This window comes from Marinobacter sp. es.042, from assembly GCF_900188315.1.
GTDB lineage: Bacteria > Pseudomonadota > Gammaproteobacteria > Pseudomonadales > Oleiphilaceae > Marinobacter.
In genome coordinates this window covers 3,881,207-3,899,154 of record NZ_LT897781.1, presented here as the reverse complement: position 1 = coordinate 3,899,154, position 17,948 = coordinate 3,881,207, and the positions used below count along the sequence as shown (strand labels likewise).

General features: G+C 56.6%; 13 protein-coding genes. 5 read left to right on the top strand and 8 right to left on the bottom strand.

Features of this window, described 5'->3' with window-relative positions:
• Position 1: 1 nt before the first annotated feature.
• Together CFB02_RS17850 and CFB02_RS17845 are read right to left on the bottom strand one after the other, a co-directional pair.
• Positions 2-1,216: an aspartate aminotransferase family protein gene (locus CFB02_RS17850; protein ID WP_088559089.1), complete on the bottom strand. Its 1,215-nt coding sequence runs from the start codon at positions 1,214-1,216 to the stop codon at positions 2-4.
• Positions 1,217-1,315: 99 nt separating this feature from the next.
• A complete protein-coding gene (locus tag CFB02_RS17845) occupies positions 1,316-2,776 on the bottom strand; it encodes an exonuclease domain-containing protein (protein WP_088559088.1) in 1,461 nt (486 codons plus the stop codon).
• 162 nt (positions 2,777-2,938) lie between these two features.
• On the opposite strand from CFB02_RS17845, the gene CFB02_RS17840 reads away from it, so the two are divergent.
• Complete coding sequence (locus CFB02_RS17840) at positions 2,939-4,072, top strand: DcaP family trimeric outer membrane transporter (protein WP_088559087.1); 1,134 nt, start codon at positions 2,939-2,941, stop codon at positions 4,070-4,072.
• Between the two features lie 284 nt (positions 4,073-4,356).
• On the opposite strand, the gene aceF is transcribed toward CFB02_RS17840, so the two are convergent.
• Together aceF and aceE are read right to left on the bottom strand one after the other, a co-directional pair.
• The gene (gene aceF, locus CFB02_RS17835) at positions 4,357-6,021 is read right to left on the bottom strand and encodes a dihydrolipoyllysine-residue acetyltransferase (RefSeq protein ID WP_088559086.1); all 1,665 of its coding nucleotides are present in this window, start codon (positions 6,019-6,021) and stop codon (positions 4,357-4,359) included.
• Positions 6,022-6,031: 10 nt separating this feature from the next.
• Entirely contained in the window at positions 6,032-8,695 is a 2,664-nt protein-coding gene (gene aceE / locus CFB02_RS17830) for a pyruvate dehydrogenase (acetyl-transferring), homodimeric type (protein ID WP_088559085.1), read from the bottom strand.
• Positions 8,696-9,355: 660 nt separating this feature from the next.
• On the opposite strand from aceE, the gene CFB02_RS17825 reads away from it, so the two are divergent.
• Positions 9,356-10,720 carry a KamA family radical SAM protein gene (locus CFB02_RS17825; RefSeq protein WP_088559084.1) on the top strand — a complete coding sequence of 455 codons (1,365 nt, stop codon included), beginning with the start codon at positions 9,356-9,358 and terminating at the stop codon, positions 10,718-10,720.
• A 56-nt stretch (positions 10,721-10,776) separates the two neighbouring features.
• Here CFB02_RS17825 and CFB02_RS17820 read toward each other — a convergent pair whose 3' ends face one another.
• The 3 genes from CFB02_RS17820 to trxA form a co-directional block, all read right to left on the bottom strand.
• Positions 10,777-11,010 (bottom strand): hypothetical protein, encoded by a 234-nt coding sequence (locus tag CFB02_RS17820; protein ID WP_014578277.1) that lies wholly within the window; start codon positions 11,008-11,010, stop codon positions 10,777-10,779.
• 63 nt (positions 11,011-11,073) lie between these two features.
• Positions 11,074-11,400: a hypothetical protein gene (locus CFB02_RS17815; protein ID WP_088559083.1), complete on the bottom strand. Its 327-nt coding sequence runs from the start codon at positions 11,398-11,400 to the stop codon at positions 11,074-11,076.
• An 87-nt stretch (positions 11,401-11,487) separates the two neighbouring features.
• Positions 11,488-12,351: a thioredoxin gene (gene trxA, locus CFB02_RS17810; protein WP_088559082.1), complete on the bottom strand. Its 864-nt coding sequence runs from the start codon at positions 12,349-12,351 to the stop codon at positions 11,488-11,490.
• A 207-nt stretch (positions 12,352-12,558) separates the two neighbouring features.
• On the opposite strand from trxA, the gene lon reads away from it, so the two are divergent.
• Positions 12,559-15,009: an endopeptidase La gene (gene lon / locus CFB02_RS17805; RefSeq protein WP_088559081.1), complete on the top strand. Its 2,451-nt coding sequence runs from the start codon at positions 12,559-12,561 to the stop codon at positions 15,007-15,009.
• A gap of 28 nt (positions 15,010-15,037) precedes the next feature.
• On the opposite strand, the gene CFB02_RS17800 is transcribed toward lon, so the two are convergent.
• Positions 15,038-15,532: a MarR family winged helix-turn-helix transcriptional regulator gene (locus CFB02_RS17800; protein WP_088559080.1), complete on the bottom strand. Its 495-nt coding sequence runs from the start codon at positions 15,530-15,532 to the stop codon at positions 15,038-15,040.
• 165 nt (positions 15,533-15,697) lie between these two features.
• On the opposite strand from CFB02_RS17800, the gene CFB02_RS17795 reads away from it, so the two are divergent.
• Both CFB02_RS17795 and CFB02_RS17790 read left to right on the top strand, forming a co-directional pair.
• Positions 15,698-16,606, top strand: coding sequence for a TPR end-of-group domain-containing protein (locus CFB02_RS17795; protein ID WP_088559079.1), 909 nt, complete (start codon positions 15,698-15,700; stop codon positions 16,604-16,606).
• Positions 16,607-16,760: 154 nt separating this feature from the next.
• Positions 16,761-17,873, top strand: coding sequence for a branched-chain amino acid ABC transporter substrate-binding protein (locus tag CFB02_RS17790; protein WP_088559078.1), 1,113 nt, complete (start codon positions 16,761-16,763; stop codon positions 17,871-17,873).
• Positions 17,874-17,948 lie beyond the last annotated feature (75 nt).

Genomic DNA, 17,948 nt, shown 5'->3' with positions numbered 1-17,948 from the left:
CTTAGGCCGTCAGTTTTTTCACTGCCGCTTCGAAACGCTCGAGGGCTAATTCAATGTCCGGTTCCGGGATAATCAGGGATGGCGCCAGACGAATCACGTTTGCGCCGGCCACCAGAACCATCACGCCCTCTTCCAGCCCGGCGTTCAGGAAGTCCTTAGCCTTGCCCTGCCATTTCTCGGTAAGCACGCAACCGAGCAGCAGGCCGGCACCGCGCACTTCGGTGAACACGCCGTAGCGTTCGCCAATATCCATCATGCCCTTGCGGAGCTTGTCGGAACGGGCTTTCACGCCCTTGAGAATCTCCGGCTGACTGACGGTATCCACTACCTTCTGCGCCACGGCGCAGGCCAGTGCGTTACCGCCGTAGGTACTGCCGTGAGTACCCACGCCCAGGCTGGCTGCAACCTTGGCCGTGGTCAGCATGGCTGCGACCGGAAAACCGCCGCCAAGCCCCTTGGCACTGGAGAGAATATCCGGCACCACGCCATACATCTGATAGGCGTAGAAGTGGCCACTTCGGCCAACGCCGGACTGAACCTCATCAAACACCAGCAATGCGTCATTTTCGTCGCACAGATCTCGCAGCCCCTGAAGGAATGCCTGGTCGCCGGGCATAACACCACCCTCACCCTGAATGGGCTCGACCACGATGGCACAGGTTTTCTCCTTCGAGATCAGTTTCTTCACGGATTCCAGGTCGTTGAACTCGGCATGGTGAATGCCGCCGGGTGCCGGCTCGAATCCTTCCAGGTACTTGGGTTGGCCACCGACGCTCACGGTAAACAGGGTGCGACCGTGAAAGGAATTCTTGAACGAAATGATCTCGTTCTTCTCTTTACCGTGATGCTCCCAGGCGTAACGGCGGGCCAGCTTGAACGCCGCTTCGTTGGCCTCGGCTCCGGAGTTGGCGAAGAACACGCGCTCGGCAAAGGTGAGGTCACACAGGGTTTTCGCCAGACGCAGGGCGGGTTCGTTGGTCATCACGTTGGACAGGTGCCAGATTTTCTCAGCCTGATCGTGCAACGCGCCCACCAGCCCCGGATGGGAATGGCCCAGGCAGGTCACTGCGATGCCGCCCTGGAGATCGATAAACTCGCGGCCTTCCTGATCCCAGATCCGGGAGCCCTCTCCTCGCACCGGAATGATGGAACCGGGAGCGTAGTTGGGCACCATGACTTCATCGAACAGTTCGCGGCTGACGGGTTCTTTATTCATAAATCTCTCTCGGGAAAGCGGCTAAGCAATTAAAAATAGTAGAGTGGCAGCACCAAACAAGTAAGTAGGTGTGCGGACTCTTGCACCATAATACGCCACTCACGGCATAAGAACATCCGGTTCCCCGATGGCAGGCAATTCGATCACCCGCTGAGGTTCGTGCCCGCCCTTTTTTCCGTCCATGAGGGCGCCGATCAGAAGTTTGTAGGAATCCAGGTCAAAGGTGACTGCCTGGCCGCTGAGTGAGAGATCCGCCAGCGCCTCCTCTTCATGCAGGGTGGCTACATGCATCCAGTTATAAACCACCAGGATGTCCGTGCGCCCAGACCGCTCATCCCGCTCAATGATCCCGACCGGCCCTTTCCAGGGCCAGGTTTTCAGTCGCAGGCCATGGAAAGCAATCTGCACCCTGAGGTTATAGCGCTCGACATTCTCGAGTTCCTCGCAGGCGCCCTTGCAGCGCCCCAGCGCGCGCTGGAAACAAGGACCCTCGTGCTCCGGCTCCAGGCCGAGCAGCCGGTTGCACAATTCATTCTTGGCCGCGATGCCGCTCAATGCCCGCTCGGCATCCCGCTTGCTTCGGAACAACCCGAAATAATTCCCCAACCGGTGGGGCTCGATTTCACGAACCAGTCGCGCCTGAAGATAACCCGCCTCGTTTTTCGACAGCTCAATGCTCACCAGGTTCTTGGCTGCCCGGGAGCGGCGGTTGAACAGAGGCTTCAGGGTCTTGATCTGCTTGAGTTCCAGCAAGAGCGCGCCAAGCTCGCCGGCAGTTTCCGTCCACTCAACACGGCGCAGACTCTCGGACATCCTTACACCACGGGCAGAGTTATGATCGCCGGAAAAGTGCGAGGCCACCCGCTGGGCGATATTGGTGCTCTTGCCCACGTATAAAAGCACATCGTTTTCGCCGTAAAACCGATATACCCCAGGGCCACGGGGCAGGTCCTGAAGCGTATCCGACGGAAGATGGGAAGGAATACTGGGCCGTTGCAGCAACTCTCGGAGGGCCTTATCAAACTTCCCGTCGCCTTTTTCCGAAAGTGCATGCTCAAAGAACGCCAACATGGCGGACACATCGCCCATGGCCCGGTGGCGCTGAACCCGGGCAAGGCCATGGCGGGCAATCAGCGCGTCCATATTATGCCGCCGGAATTCCGGATACAGCCGCCGGGAAAGCTTTACCGTACACAGCACCTTCGCTGAGAACAGGCGACCCAATCTGCGGAATTCGGATTTGATAAAACCGTAATCAAAGCGGGCGTTGTGAGCGACAAACACCTTGCCCTTGAGTTGCTCCTCCAGCTCATCCGCCACATCTTCAAATAACGGGGCATCGGCGACCATCTCATTAGAAATGCCGGTAAAGTTCTCGATAAACGGGGATATCCGCGTTTCCGGATTCAGCAGCGTCTGCCACTCACCCACCACCTCGCCGGCCCGCCAGAACCGGATACCAATCTCGGTAATCCGGTCCCGGGCTGAATTGCCGCCGGTGGTTTCAATATCAAGAAACGCGAACGTGGCTGACTCAATAACTGTACTTTCGGACGTCATGGAACAACTTTACGCCTCTTTGGCAACTGCAGATGTCTGTATATGAACGAAAAGCTGTTATAGACATTCGTCTAATTTCTGCATGAATTTATTTGAATTGTCACGAATTCGTAACTACCTTGTTTTTGGGTCCAACAACAAAAATGTGTGGAGACAACAACGATGCAAAGCAACAAACTGAGATTGGCAATTCGTGCGACGGCAGCAACAGTAGTAATGGGGGTTGCCTCTCAAGCGAGCGCACTTACGCTGAACGTAGGTGACGATACCGAAGCGAGCCTGTATGGCTACGCTCGTCTGAACATGAGCTATGACCTGGACGGCAACCGCGCCGTATCCACCCGCGCAGGTTCTTTCACTCCTTCAGCTAACGAAGACGTAACCGGCCACTTCGGCGCTGACGTACAGCAGAGCCGTCTGGGCGTTAAGGTCAAGCACGCCTCTGGCGTTGCGATCACCGTGGAAGGTGACTTCCGTGGTTCCGGCAACGGTGCTGGCAGTCTGCGTATGCGTCATGCGTACGGTGAATACAACGGTTTCATGGCCGGCCGTAACTGGTCCAACTACACCAGCTTCGTAGGTAACACTCCGACTCTGGACTTCGACAGCCTGGCAGGTACTGCAGGTAGCCAGGATCGTACCGAGCAGATTCGTTACACCACTGGCGCTCTGTCCTTCTCTCTTGAAGATCCGAGCTCTCAAGGTGTGACCAACTCCACTGACACCCGGACCTCTGCTCCGGCGCTGACTGCTCGAATCCAAGATTCTGCAGATGCCCTGTCATATTCGGCAGCCGCTCTGATCAGCCAGGTCACTGTTGACGACGGCACCAACGATGATAGCGCAATGGGCTACGCAGTGTTTGGTGCTGCCAAGTTTGCCCTGAGCGACATGATCTCCATTCAGGGTGCAATCAACTACACCGACGGTGCCAACGGATACCTGTGGCGTTCAGGCAGCAACTACTTTGGCCCAAGCGCCTATGTAGATGGCAACAGCCTCGAAACCATCGCAGGCTACGGCGGCTCAATCGGCACCAGTGTAGCGCTCGGCGGCGGTCGTAGCATCAACCTGGGCTACGGTACCACTACACTGGATCTGGACGACGCAGTTGCGGCTGGCGCTGCCACTAATGGCGACGCAGAAACCAACCAGAACATCTTCCTGAACTACATGTGGTCACCGGTTAAGAACGTTATGTTCGGCGTCGAATATGGCTACTTCGATCAGGAAACTGTTGCCGGTGATTCCACCGATGCGAACCGCCTCCTGTTCGCAGCGCAATACGGCTTCTAATCCTTCCGTTAGAAGTTAGTTAACTCAGCAGAAACCCCGGCTCCGGCCGGGGTTTTTGTTTGTGCGAGATACATGAAGGTCGGCCTGACGGAAAAATATGAACAGGAAGTAGCGAACAGGAGGGAGCCAGAACGACAAAGGCCGGTGCGGCTTTTCAGAACTGTAGAGGGCCAGGGATGGCCCGAAACAAGCGCACAGGGATGTGCTTGTAGCGTGTTCTGAAAAGCCGCACCGGCCTTTGTCGCGCCACCCAACCCTCAGGCTGGGTGACAACTAGCTTCATATCACAGCAGAAGGGTACGAATGTCACCAAGAAGCTGACTGAGCACCGTGGTAAACCGGGCAGCATCCGCCCCATTCACCGCTCGGTGATCGTAAGACAGCGACAACGGCAGCATCAGGCGGGGCTGGAACTCCTTGCCATCCCAAACCGGCTTCATCGCCGCCTTGGACACCCCAAGAATCGCCACCTCCGGCGTATTCACAATCGGCGTAAATGCGGTACCGCCAATACCACCCAGACTGGTGATGGTAAAACAGGCACCGTGCATCTCTGCCGGCTTCAGCTGCTTGTCCCGGGCCTTCTGGGCCAGCTCGGCGCTCTCGGCAGCGAGCTCCCACAAGCCCTTCTTGTCCACATCCTTGATCACCGGCACCATCAGCCCGTTGGGCGTATCCACCGCAATCCCGATGTGAATGTACTTCTTGCGAACCACCTCTTTGCGCTCCATGTCCAGGGACACGTTGAACTGAGGCAGTTCGGCCAGCGCCGTGGCACAGGCCTTCAGCAGGAACGGCAGCGGCGTCATCTTCACGCCTTTCTTCTCGCCGGCCGCCTTCTGGGCCTTGCGGAAATCCTCCATATCGGTGATGTCCGCATCCTCGAACTGGGTGACGTGAGGCACGTTCAGCCAGCTGCGCTGCATGTTGTTGGCCGTGGCGAACATCATCCGCGACATGGCCTCACGCTTCACTTCACCAAACTGGCTGAAGTCTGGCAGCTTGACCCCGGGGATACCGGAACCGGTGGCAACACCGGCACCCTGCTGAGCCTGCTTCAGCTGGCTCTTCACATAGGCGTGGACGTCGTCCTTGATAATCCGGCTCTTTGGGCCAGAGCCCTTGATGCGGGCCAGATCGGCACCCAGCTCACGGGCCAGCTTGCGAACAGCAGGGCCAGCATGGACCTTCGCGCCAGGCGTGGGCGGCTCATAGGTTGCACCCTGGGGTTCAGGGGCAGACTCTGCTTGCTGCTTTGGCTTCTCTTCGGACTTGGGCTCAGACTTCGCTTCCTTCGCCGGTTCTTCAGACGCCGGCCCGGAGTCGTCTTCCGATTCGCCGCCCTCTTCCTGGACGGTCATCTCCAGCAGCTCATGGCCCTCGGAGAGCTTGTCGCCCTCGGACACCAGTATCTTGCCCACCTTGCCCGAGTACGGCGAGGGAATCTCCATGGTGGCCTTATCCGATTCCACGGTAACCAGCGGATCGTCAGCCTCAATGGTATCGCCTTCGGCGACATTGATTTCGATAACCGGAACATTGTCGAAGCCATCCAGCGCAGGAACCCTCACGGTCTCCTTGCGTGAGCCACCGGAAGCCTTCTTCGGCGCCGGCTTGCTCTCTTCGGACTTCTCCTGCTCCGCGGCTTCGCTCTTTTCCTCGGCTTTCCCTTCCGGCTCTTCCTCGGAATCGTCAGAGCCACCGCCATCGGCACTGGCTTCCATCATCCCTACGACGTCGCCTTCCTTGACCTTGTCGCCCACTTTGACGGTGATCTTGGTGATCTTGCCGGCACCGGGCGACGGCAGCTCCACCGAGGCTTTGTCTGACTCTACGGTCAGGATCGGATCTTCTGCTTCAACCGAATCCCCTGCACTGACGGTGATTTCGATAACCTCGACCTCATCCGCACCGCCGAGATCCGGAACCTTGATTTCCTGTTCACTCATGGCGGTCTCCTTAGCTCAGCACCGGGTTCGTTTTGTTGCGATCGATTCCGTACTTGCGCATGGCTTCGAGAACCACATCGTTCTTCACCTCACCGTCCTTGGCCAGAGCTGACAGCGCCGTGACTGTTACATAGTAACGGTCGACTTCAAAGAAGCTGCGCAGCTTTTCCCGGGTGTCACTGCGGCCAAAGCCGTCGGTGCCCAGGGTCAGGTAGGTTTTCGGGATGAACGCCCGGAGCTGCTCGGAGTGCAGCTTGATGTAATCGGTGGAAGAAACCACTGGCCCGGTCTGCTTCTCCAGACACTGGGTAACATACGCCTTCTTCGGCTTGTCATCCGGGTGCAGGCGGTTCCAGCGCTCTACGTGCAGGCCTTCACGGGCGAGCTCGTTGAAGCTGGTAACACTCCACACATCGGAGGCAACTCCCCAGTCGTCTTTCAGCATCTGGGCGGCAGCACGCACCTCATTTAGGATAGCGCCCGCACCAAGCAACTGAACCCGAGGCGTCTTTTTGTTGCCCTTGGTTTCAACAGACTCGAACTTGTACATGCCCTTGATAATGCCGTCTTCGCAATCCTTGGGCATGGCAGGCTGTTCGTAGTTCTCGTTTTCGATGGTCAGGTAGTAGAAGACGTTCTGGTTGTCTTCGAACATCTCCTTCATACCCTTGCGAAGCACAACCGCCATTTCGTAACCGTAAGCCGGATCGTAGGCTTTACAGTTCGGAATGGTGTTGGCCAGCACGTGGCTGTGGCCGTCCTGGTGCTGCAGGCCTTCGCCGTTCAGGGTGGTCCGGCCGGCGGTACCGCCGATCAGGAAACCACGGGCCTGGATGTCACCGGATGCCCACGCCAGATCGCCAACCCGCTGGAAACCGAACATGGAATAGAAGATGTAGAAAGGAATCAACGGGAAGTTGTTGGTGCTGTAGGAGGTCGCAGCCGCCATCCACGCTGCCATGGAGCCGTCTTCGTTGATACCTTCCTCAAGAATCTGGCCTTTCTTGTCTTCCCGGTAGTACATGATCTGATCACGGTCTTCCGGAACGTACTTCTGGCCCTCGGCGGTGTAGATGCCGAGCTGACGGAACATACCTTCCATACCAAAGGTACGGGCTTCGTCCGGCACGATCGGTACCACGCGCTTGCCGATACGCTTGTCTTTGGTCAACGCGGTCAGGATACGAACGAAGGCCATGGTGGTGGAGATCTTCCGGTCACCGGAGCCCTCCAGCACCGCCTTGAAGATATCCAGATCGGGGATCTGCAGCGGCTGACAATCCTTACGACGCTTGGGATAGAAACCACCCAGCTCCTGACGCCGCTTCTTCATGTAGACGATTTCCGGGCTATCCGGCGCTGGCCGGTAGTAGGGAACGTCCTTGAGCTCCTCGTCCTTCAGCGGCACCGCAAACCGGTCGCGGAACGACTTCAGTTGCTCGATATCGAGTTTTTTCAGGGAGTGGGCGGTGTTCTGGGCCTCGCCTGCCTCACCAAAGCCATACCCCTTGATGGTGTGGGCCAGAATGACCGTTGGCCGGCCACCGTTCTTGTGAATGGCATGATGGAAAGCCGCATAGATCTTGTACGGGTCGTGACCGCCCCGGTTGAGCTTGTTGATCTCCTCGTCAGAGAGGCTTTCAACCAGCTTCGCCGTTTCCGGATATTTACCGAAGAAATGCTTTCGCGTGTAGGCCGGGCCGTTGCTCTTGAAGTTTTGCAGGTCGCCATCGCAGACCTCGTCCATGACGTGCTGCATCTTGCCGTCTTTGTCCTGCTCGAACAGGGGATCCCAGTGGCGGCCCCAGACGACCTTCAACACGTTCCAACCGGCACCGCGGAAGACACCCTCAAGTTCCTGGATAATCTTGCCATTACCACGCACTGGACCGTCCAGGCGCTGAAGATTGCAGTTAACCACAAAGATCAGGTTGCTGAGGTTTTCCCGGCCGGCCATGGAGATGGACCCCAGGGTTTCCGGCTCGTCACACTCGCCGTCACCGACAAAGCACCAGACCTTGCGATCGCCCATCTCGATGAGCTCCCGGCTGTCCAGGTATTTCATTACGTGGGCCTGATAAATGGCCTGAATTGGGCCCAGACCCATGGAAACCGTGGGGAACTGCCAGTAATCCGGCATCAACCAGGGGTGCGGGTAGGACGAAAGGCCGGTGCCATCCACCTCTTCGCGATACTTGTCGAGATCTTTTTCATCAAACCGGCCTTCAAGGAAGGAGCGTGCATAGATGCCCGGAGATGAGTGCCCCTGGAAATAAACCAGATCGGATTCGCGCTTTTCGTCGCCACCGTGGAAGAAGTAGTTAAAGCCAACATCGTAGAGGGTTGCGGCCGACGAGAACGAGGAAACATGCCCGCCAAGATCTCCGGGACGCTGATTCGCGCGCATAACCATGGCCATGGCATTCCAGCGGATCAGGGAGCGAATACGGCGCTCCATGAAGAGGTCGCCGGGCATCGGCGCCTGCTGGGACACAGGAATACTGTTCCTGAACGGCGTGGTAATGGAGTACGGCAGCTCGGTTCCGTCACGGCTCGCCCGCTCGGAGAGCCTCTCAAGAATGTATTTGGCCCGGTCTACGCCTTCGTTCTCGATCAGAGATTCCAGCGCATCCAGCCATTCACTGGTTTCAATGGGATCATCGTCCTGGTACATCAAACCCTCCCCTTGGCATCAAAAAGTGCAGCGCCGCCACGATCAGCAGCCGGGCGCGTTGCGGTGTCGATAAGCTGCGATGAAATGCAGTGTTTTGTTGTGGGTATGTCAGCCTGACAGGTGTACCGGCTCCCAGTACACAGAACCTGTACAAAGCATAGAACAGCTTTCACACTTTTCCTGCCCGATCGCCCCGATTTACGGGCTTTTGGCCCTACGAACGGTCGGTATGCCGATGAAGCGCGCGGATCAGCCAACCCATTTTGTCGTCTTTTTACTACATTTTTAACGCTAAATTCAATTTACACCCTATCTAAATCCATTTCAGGGGCGCTCTTTGCGGTTACTTACGGAAGAATGACCGTTTTTGGACCATCAGACAACCAGACTGCGACCAATGTCGTAGCATTCTTATCAACCGGGAAATTGATTACCACGCTAAACGATATCCTCGCCGCAATTCGCTACACATTCGCCGCCGTTAGCGATTTTTGTTGAATATTCTGAGCCTTTAACTCTTCTACTCATCTAATTTACCGGAACTTTTTAATTAGACCTGAAAATAATCTCCCGTTTATGTATACTCGCCTGCCTGATTTTTAACCACCGAAAAGTGGTCGGACCACTTTTTCTGTCATTGACACCAACAGAGGGCGATCTATGAACTCCATCGTCACCTTTCCGAACCGGATTCCCACTACGGAGTTCGAGGAACGGCGTTTCAAGGTCTACACAGACCGCCAGCTCGACAAGATTGAAGTCATTCAGAATCTCCCTGAGGAGACGCTGTTTGAAATGAAGGTGGTAGCCAGCGTGCTACCTTTCCGGGTCAACGAATATGTGATCAATGAACTGATCAACTGGGACAAGGTTCCCAACGACCCGATCTATCAGCTTGTCTTCCCCCAGAAAGGCATGCTGAAAGAAGAGCATTACGAGCGCATGGCAACAATGCACCGTGAAGGTGCCGACAAAAAAGAGATCCAGGCGGTTGCCAAGGAAATCCGGGATGAACTGAACCCGCACCCGGCAGGCCAGATGGAAATGAACATGCCCGAACTGGATGGTGAGGTGCTCGACGGTGTTCAGCACAAGTACCGCGAGACAGTGCTGTTTTTCCCGGCCCAGGGTCAGACCTGCCACTCTTACTGCACCTTCTGTTTCCGATGGGCACAGTTTGTCGGTGACAAGGACCTGAAAATGGCCAGCACCGAAGCCGAGAAGCTCCACGGCTACCTGCAGGAGCACACCGAGGTAACCGACCTGCTGGTGACCGGTGGTGATCCGATGGTCATGAAAACCAAAAATCTGGTGCAGTACCTCGAGCCGCTGCTGGAGCCTGAATTCGACCACATCCAGACCATCCGCATCGGCACCAAGGCCCTCACCTTCTGGCCGTACCGTTTTGTGACCGACAAGGATGCCGACGAACTGATCGACCTGTTCGCCCGTCTCGTGGACGCCGGCAAGCACGTTGCCATCATGGCCCACTACAACCACTGGCAGGAAATCACCACCGAGATCGCCGAAGAGGCTATCCGCCGCATCCGTGCCACCGGCGCCGAGATCCGCGCCCAAGGCCCGTTGATCAAGCACGTCAACGATGATGCCGACGCCTGGGCCAAACTGTGGAAGAAAGAGGTGCAGCTGGGCATCATTCCGTACTACATGTTTGTAGAGCGGGACACGGGTGCCAAAAACTACTTCGAAGTACCTCTTGCCGAGGCCTTCCACATCTATCGGGAAGCCATGAAAAAGGTCAGCGGCCTGGCCCGTACCGCCCGCGGCCCCTCCATGAGCGCCGGCCCCGGCAAGGTGGAGATTCAGGGTATTACTGAAATCAACGGCGAGAAGGTGTTCGTACTGCGCTTCCTGCAGGGTCGTAATCCGGACTGGGTTCAGCGCCCGTTCTTCGCCAAGTACAGCGAGACGGCCACCTGGCTGCACGAGCTGGAACCGGCCTTTGGCGAAGAGAAGTTCTTCTTTGAAGATGAGTATGAAGCCATGAAGAGAGGCAACGGCTAAATACCGGCCCTGGCGTGATAAAAAAAGCGGCCCCTGTGACGGGGCCGCTTTGCTTTTCAGCGATTGGAACGACGCGCTTTCCAGTTGGGAATAACCCAAAAGACCAAGGCTCCGAACACAGCCCCGATAATGCCAATCAACGCTACCTGCAGACCACCATTACCCAGAACCCCGTCCTGGACATTCTCCATCGCCAGCAAGCCGGCAATGAGGATCCATGGAGTGAGAAGAATAAGGGCGCTCAAAGCCAGGAATCGCTGAATTCGACGATCATCTTTTCGACTACGCATAACGACCTCTCCCAATAAATGAGCCTATGAATACTGCATCTATTAGTCATTGGATCAGGTTCGTTATTTTTGCCTTACAAACTTGGGCACAAACCCCTCTGGCTTGTCCCTGAGCCACTCAACAAACGTCCGCAATTCCTCCAGCTGCAGCAACTTTTCCCGGGTGTTGAAGTACAGACCCAGCTCGTATTCCGAGCGAGCTTTATGAATGGCGTTATGACAGGGTCTGCACACCCACAGGGTTCGGGTGATCAGATCTTTTTTGGTGAATAGTTTCTGGAAGCGCTTCTTCCGATGCAGGTGCTTGGGGATAAGGTGGTGCCGGGTGAGCCTGGCAACCGGGCGTTCGCAGAGTTCGCAATTGTCTGGCTGGGGTGGGAGCTTGAGCATGATGATTTCGTGAAGATGGGGTCAGATGAAGGCTTTCATCTGACCCCGGATTCAATCTCGGGTTTCGATCAACCCCGAGCAATTTCGTCAGTGCATCAGGGTATAGAGCTTTCGCCGATAGGTCCGCACATCCGGGTTATTGTTACCCAGCTTGTCGAACAGCTCGACCAGCGTTGTCTTGGCCGCTTCGTCCTTGTATTTACTGTCCACCTGCATCAAACGGATCAGAAGATCCATGGCCTCGGCGTTGTTCTCCTGTAATACGTGGTGGAGCGCCAACTGATGCAGAGCGTTCGGGTCTTTGGGATCCTGCTCCAGCGCCATTTCGAGATCCTTGATCGGTGGCAGCTCGGCAGACTGCCGGAGAAACTTCAAGCGGGCAGCCAACTGCTTGGCCTGGTGCTGCATCTTTTCCTCCGGCGGAAGGCTTTCCAGTACCTGTTCAGCCGTCTCAAGATCGCCCATTTCCGCTTTCAGCTGGGCAAGATCAATCAGTACCTTCAGGTTCTCTGGATCCTCCTGGTTCATCTGCGACAGGATGGCCAGCGCTCCCTCAACATCGCCCTCTTCCCAGATCCGATGAGCCTTGTCGTACGGATCCTCCTTCGGCGCTTCAACATGCTTGTCCAGAACCTTGCGGATTTCGTTTTCCGGCAGCGCACCGTTAAAACCATCCACCGCCTGGCCGTTCTTGACCAGAATGACCGTTGGCAGACTGCGCACACCAAGGCTGGAGGTAAGCTGCTCCTGCTCGTCGGCGTTCACCTTGGCGAGCATGAACGCACCCTGGTAATCCTCAGCCAGTTTTTCCAGCAAGGGCATCAACTGCTTGCACGGAGCGCACCACTCGGCCCAGACATCGACCAGAACGGGTGTGCTGGCAGAGGCTTCCATCACCTTCTGCTGAAAGTTTTCCATGGTGGCGTCAAAAATATACGGAGAGTTGCTCATGCAAGGCACCTGAAAAGTCGTATGAATCATCGGAAACTGCCAGAAACATGGGGCCAACTCCCGAAAATTCAAGCGCCAACAGCGCCAACCCAACTCCTTGAAATCACCGTATCTGCCGTTACATAACTAATAAGCAACGCCCCGGGGCAATCACGCAGCAGCCCGTCCCGGGCAGATTCACAACCTTTCCGGATGGATACTCGCGGCATGAATGATGAGACGCAAAACGATTCACTAGAGGAATTCGAAGAGGACGTGACCGAATACATTGGCAAGGACGAGCACAGCAAGAGCCTTGCCCTGCCCCAGCAGATGATGCCCCGGCGCATGTACGTGCTGCCGGTTTCGAACCGTCCGTTTTTCCCGGCCCAGGTGCAGCCTGTGGTGGTCAACCAGAATCCGTGGCAGGAAACCCTGAAGCGGGTCGGCGAAACCGACCACAAGGTCATGGGTATCTGTTTTGTGGAAGAAGAGGATGCGGAGGCAGGCGTACCTGCCAGCGAACAGCTGGAGACCGTCGGCTGCGCCGTGCGCGTACATCATGCCCAGAATGAAAGCGGCAAGGTTCAGTTCATTGCCCAGGGGCTCCAGCGCTTCCGGATTGTCCAATGGTTACGCCGCAAACCGCCTTACCTGGTTGAAGTAGAATATCCGGCAGAACCGGAAGAAGAGGCAGACGAACTCAAGGCCTATACCCTGGCCATCATCAGCGCGATCAAGGAACTGCTGCGCACCAACCCGTTGTATGGCGAGGAAGTAAAACAGTACCTGTCCCGTTTCGGGCCGGATGACAGCTCCCCGCTTGCCGACTTTGGCGCTTCGATGACCAGCGCCCCGGGTAACGAATTGCAGGATGTGCTCGACACCGTTCCCCTACTCCGCCGCATGGAAAAAGTCCTGCTCCTGATGCGCAAGGAACAGGAAGTCGCTCGGCTCCAGTCGGAAATCAGCGAGGAGGTTAACGCCAAGGTACAAAAGCACCAGCGGGAGTTCTTCCTGAAGGAACAGCTCAAGGTCATCCAGCGCGAGCTGGGCATGGCCAAGGACGACAAGACTGCGGACGTGGAACGTTTCGAGCAGCGCATGGCAGAGCTGCAACCGCCCGAGGCTGTGCAGGAGCGTTTCCGGGATGAACTCGAAAAACTGCAGGTGCTGGAACAGGGCTCGCCGGAATATGGCGTTACCCGTAACTATCTGGACTGGCTGACCCAGATTCCATGGGGCATTCACTCAGAAGACCACTTCGATCTGACCGAAGCACGGCGGATACTCGACCGCGATCACGACGGTCTCGACGATGTAAAAGACCGCATCGTCGAGTTCCTGGCCGAAGGCACCTTCAAGGGCGAGGTCAGCGGCTCAATCCTGCTGCTGGTCGGCCCACCGGGCGTTGGCAAGACGTCCATAGGCCATTCCGTGGCGGATGCACTGGGCCGGAAATTCTACCGCTTCAGTGTGGGCGGCATGCGTGATGAAGCCGAAATCAAAGGCCACCGGCGAACCTACATCGGCGCCATGCCGGGCAAGTTTGTTCAGGCGCTGAAGGATTCCAAGGTTGCGAACCCGGTGATCATGCTGGATGAGATCGACAAGATCGGCGCCTCCTTCCAGGGTGACCCGGCATCCGCCCTGTTGGAAACGCTGGACCCGGAACAGAACCGGGACTTTCTTGATCACTATCTCGATGTTCGCATGGACCTCTCCAAGGTTCTGTTCGTCTGCACGGCCAACCAGCTGGACACGATTCCGCGGCCGCTGCTGGACCGGATGGATGTCATTCGTCTGTCCGGCTACATCGCGGAAGAGAAACTGGCCATCGCCAAGCACTTCCTGCTGCCCAAACTACTGAAGCGGGCGGGGCTGCTGAAAAAGCAGCTCAACATCACGGACGCAGCGATCAAGCAGGTTATTGAGGGCTATGCACGAGAGGCCGGCGTGCGGAGCCTGGAAAAACTCCTGCACAAGATACTCCGCAAGGGGATCGTGAAGCTGCTGGAAAATCCGGACCAGCCGGTCAAGGTGGGCGTGTCGGATCTGCAGAGTTATCTGGGGCAGCCTTCGTTCAAGAAAGAGAAATCCCTGAAAGGTACCGGCGTTGTCACCGGCCTGGCCTGGACCGCCATGGGCGGGGCCACCCTGAGCATCGAGGCCTCCAGGATTCACAGCGCACAACGCGGCTTCAAACTGACGGGACAGCTGGGTGATGTCATGAAGGAGTCCGCAGAAATCGCCTACAGCTATGTGTCCTCAAACCTCAAGCGCTTCAAAGGCGACCCGACTTTCTTCGACAAGTCCTTCGTGCACTTGCACGTGCCCGAAGGCGCCACGCCGAAGGATGGCCCCAGCGCCGGCGTCACCATGGCAACCGCCCTGCTATCGATCGCACGACGGGAAGCACCGCAGCAAAACATCGCCATGACCGGAGAGCTGACCCTGACCGGACAGGTGCTGCCGGTGGGCGGTATTCGCGAGAAAGTGATTGCGGCGCGGCGGCAGAAAATCAGCAATCTGATCCTGCCGGAAGCCAATCGGGGCGATTACGAAGAGCTCCCGGAGTACCTGAAGGAAGGCTTGGTGGTGAACTTTGCCAAGCATTACAGCGATGTTTTCCAGGTCTGCTTCGGCAATAAGCCGAGGAAAGGGTCTTCGGTGCACTGATAGCAGGAGAAAGCCTGGCTCATTGAGGTCAGGTTTTTTCCTTCCACCCGTCATCCTTAAGAACTGACCCAACGGTCAGCACCGGTGATGCATCAATATCATCGGCATCCATCATGTTGGCCACCCGCTGAAGCGACGCGAGAATCATGGTTTGCTCCCATTCTGCCAGGCTCTGGAATTTCTGAATGAAATCCTCCTGCAACGGATTGGGCGCCCGGGCCAGAAGATCTGCGCCTTCTTCAGTCAGGTGCGCGTGAACCTTGCGTTTGTCCTGGGTACTGCGTACTCGATAAACTAGGTTCCGATGCTCCAGACGGTCCAGGATGGTCGTTACCGTCGCCTGGCTAAGACTGACCTTTTCCGCAATGGTACCGATAGTCACCTCGCCCAGATCCCGAATCGTTCTCATGATGAGCAGCTGTGGCCCTGTCAGCCCGGCATGCTTGCTTAGGCGCTTCGAATGAAGGTCCGTCGCCCGTATAACCCGCCTGAGAGCCACCAGTACATCTTCATAACTGTTCACAGCAATTCTCCGATTCGGTGATGGGATTTTCTTTATACCCCTAACTATTAGAGGTCTTTGCACCTGGGATTGCAAGTCAGGGAGATTCCCGGCGTTTTTTCGGCCACCCACTATGCTAAGGTTCCCCACTTGTTCCACTTACGACAAACGGACGGAATGCGCCCGATGATCAAGTATTTCCTGCCTTTTCTTTTGATGACGACGTTCGCCGGTACCCTCCTCGCACAGGATAAACTGGGGCCAGAGAAAGAGCTCACCGCAGAGGATCTGGAAGAGAGCATCAAAACGCTGGACGAACCCATGTATACGCCCTTTGTGGAGTTGTACCTGCTGGAAGAAAGCAAAGCATTGCGCAAGGAAATGCAAAACACCCGGGCAGAGCTGATCGAAAAGGTCGTCGACAAGGAGCTCTCGGTAGCGGACAAAACCATGTCCTATGCCACCGACACCGTCACCTACTTCTTCTATCTGATCGCTGGCGCCACCTCTATTCTCGTTGTTATCGGCTGGAACTCCATCCGGGATATGCGCAATCAGCTGACCAGCCTGGCCGAAAAACGGGTCAACGAGCTGGTCATCGAGTATGAGCAGCGGCTTGAGTTCATCGAGGACCAGCTCAAGCAGAAATCCGACATCATTCACCAGAACCAGGCCGAGATCGAGCGCACCAACGAAGTGCATTCGCTGTGGTTGAAAGCCAGTCAGGAAACCTCACAGCAGAACAAGATTTCCGCCTACGACCAGATTCTGGATCTTCGCCCGGATGATGTGGAAGCGCTGAGTTACAAGGCCGACGCTGTCCTGGAAATGCAGGAACCGTTGTGGGCCATCAGTCTCTGCCAACGAGCGCTAAAACTTGCACCGGATAATGGCCACGCGCACTATCAGCTGGCATGTGCCTATGCGGAAATCGGCCGCTGGGACGACGCAGTCAGCACCTTGAAGAAAGCTATTGAAATTTCCGAGGCATACCGCGACGATGCTTCCGTAGACGTGAGTTTTGACCAGCTCCGCGAACATGAGAGCTTCCGCGTGCTGGTCTCAGAGGATGAAGAAGACGGCAGGGATGCGTGACACCGCTCAGAGCGGCACGGGTTTTGCCTTTGCAGACAGGCCCGTGTTCCGGAGCAAACCCCAGAGTCATCTGCTTGACAAGCAGTGAGGTGTGGTGTTTGTTTAACTCTCTGAGAACACAAGAATAACCCTGAAATAAAACAGGACAGACTCAATGAGAACTTCAGTAAAAAAACTCGTAACCGCTGTTAGCACTTCCGTCGCCCTGATGGGCGCCGGCCACGCCGCCGCAGAAATCCAGATCGGTATCGCCGGCCCCATGACTGGCCCCGTTGCCCAGTACGGTGACATGCAATTCTCCGGCGCCCGCATGGCGATCGAGCAGATCAACGCCAATGGCGGTGTCATGGGCGAAGAGCTCGTTGCCGTTGAATACGACGACGTATGTGACCCGAAGCAGGCCGTAACGGTTGCCAACAGCATGGTAAACGATGGCGTTCGTTTCGTTATCGGCCACCTGTGCTCCAGCTCTACCCAGCCCGCTTCCGACATCTACGAAGATGAAGGCATCCTGATGGTGACGCCGGCTTCCACCAGCCCGGAAATCACCGAGCGTGGCTACGAACTGGTATTCCGCACCATTGGCCTGGACAGCATGCAAGGCCCGGTTGCCGCCAACTACATCGCCTCCCAGAACCCTGAGAGGGTGGCTATTGTTCACGACAAGCAGCAGTACGGTGAAGGTATTGCCACTGCGGTTCGTGACACCCTGAAAGACGCTGGCGTTGAAATCGCCATGTTCGAGGGCATCACCGCCGGCGACAAAGATTTCTCATCACTGGTCACCAAGCTCAAGCAGGCCGATGTGGACTACGTCTACTACGGCGGTTACCACCCGGAACTGGGCCTGATCCTGCGCCAGGCTGGCTCCGCTGGCCTCGATGCCCGTTTCATGGGTCCTGAGGGCGTCGGTAACAAGGACATCAACACCATCGCCGGCGAAGCCGCCGAAGGCCTCCTGGTAACCTTGCCGCCGGCATTCGACCAGAAAGCCGAAAACCAGGCGCTGGTGAAAGCGTTCGAAGACAAGGGTGAGGATCCGTCCGGTCCGTTTGTTCTGACCTCCTACACCGCCGTCCAGTTGGTCGCCGAAGGCATTGAAGCTGCGGGTTCCACCGATCCGTTCGATGTTGCCGCTGCGCTGCGCGAAGGCAGCTTCCAGACTCCGATCGGCACCGTTGAATACGACAAGGCCGGCGACATGAAGTCGTTCGAGTTTGTTGTGTACGAATGGCATTCAGATGGAAGCAAAACTCCGGTAAACTAAGCCAAAATCGTTAACAAACGGTAATCATGAGAGCACCTTCTCACCGCGATCCGGGAGAAGGTGTTTTTCTAGGCT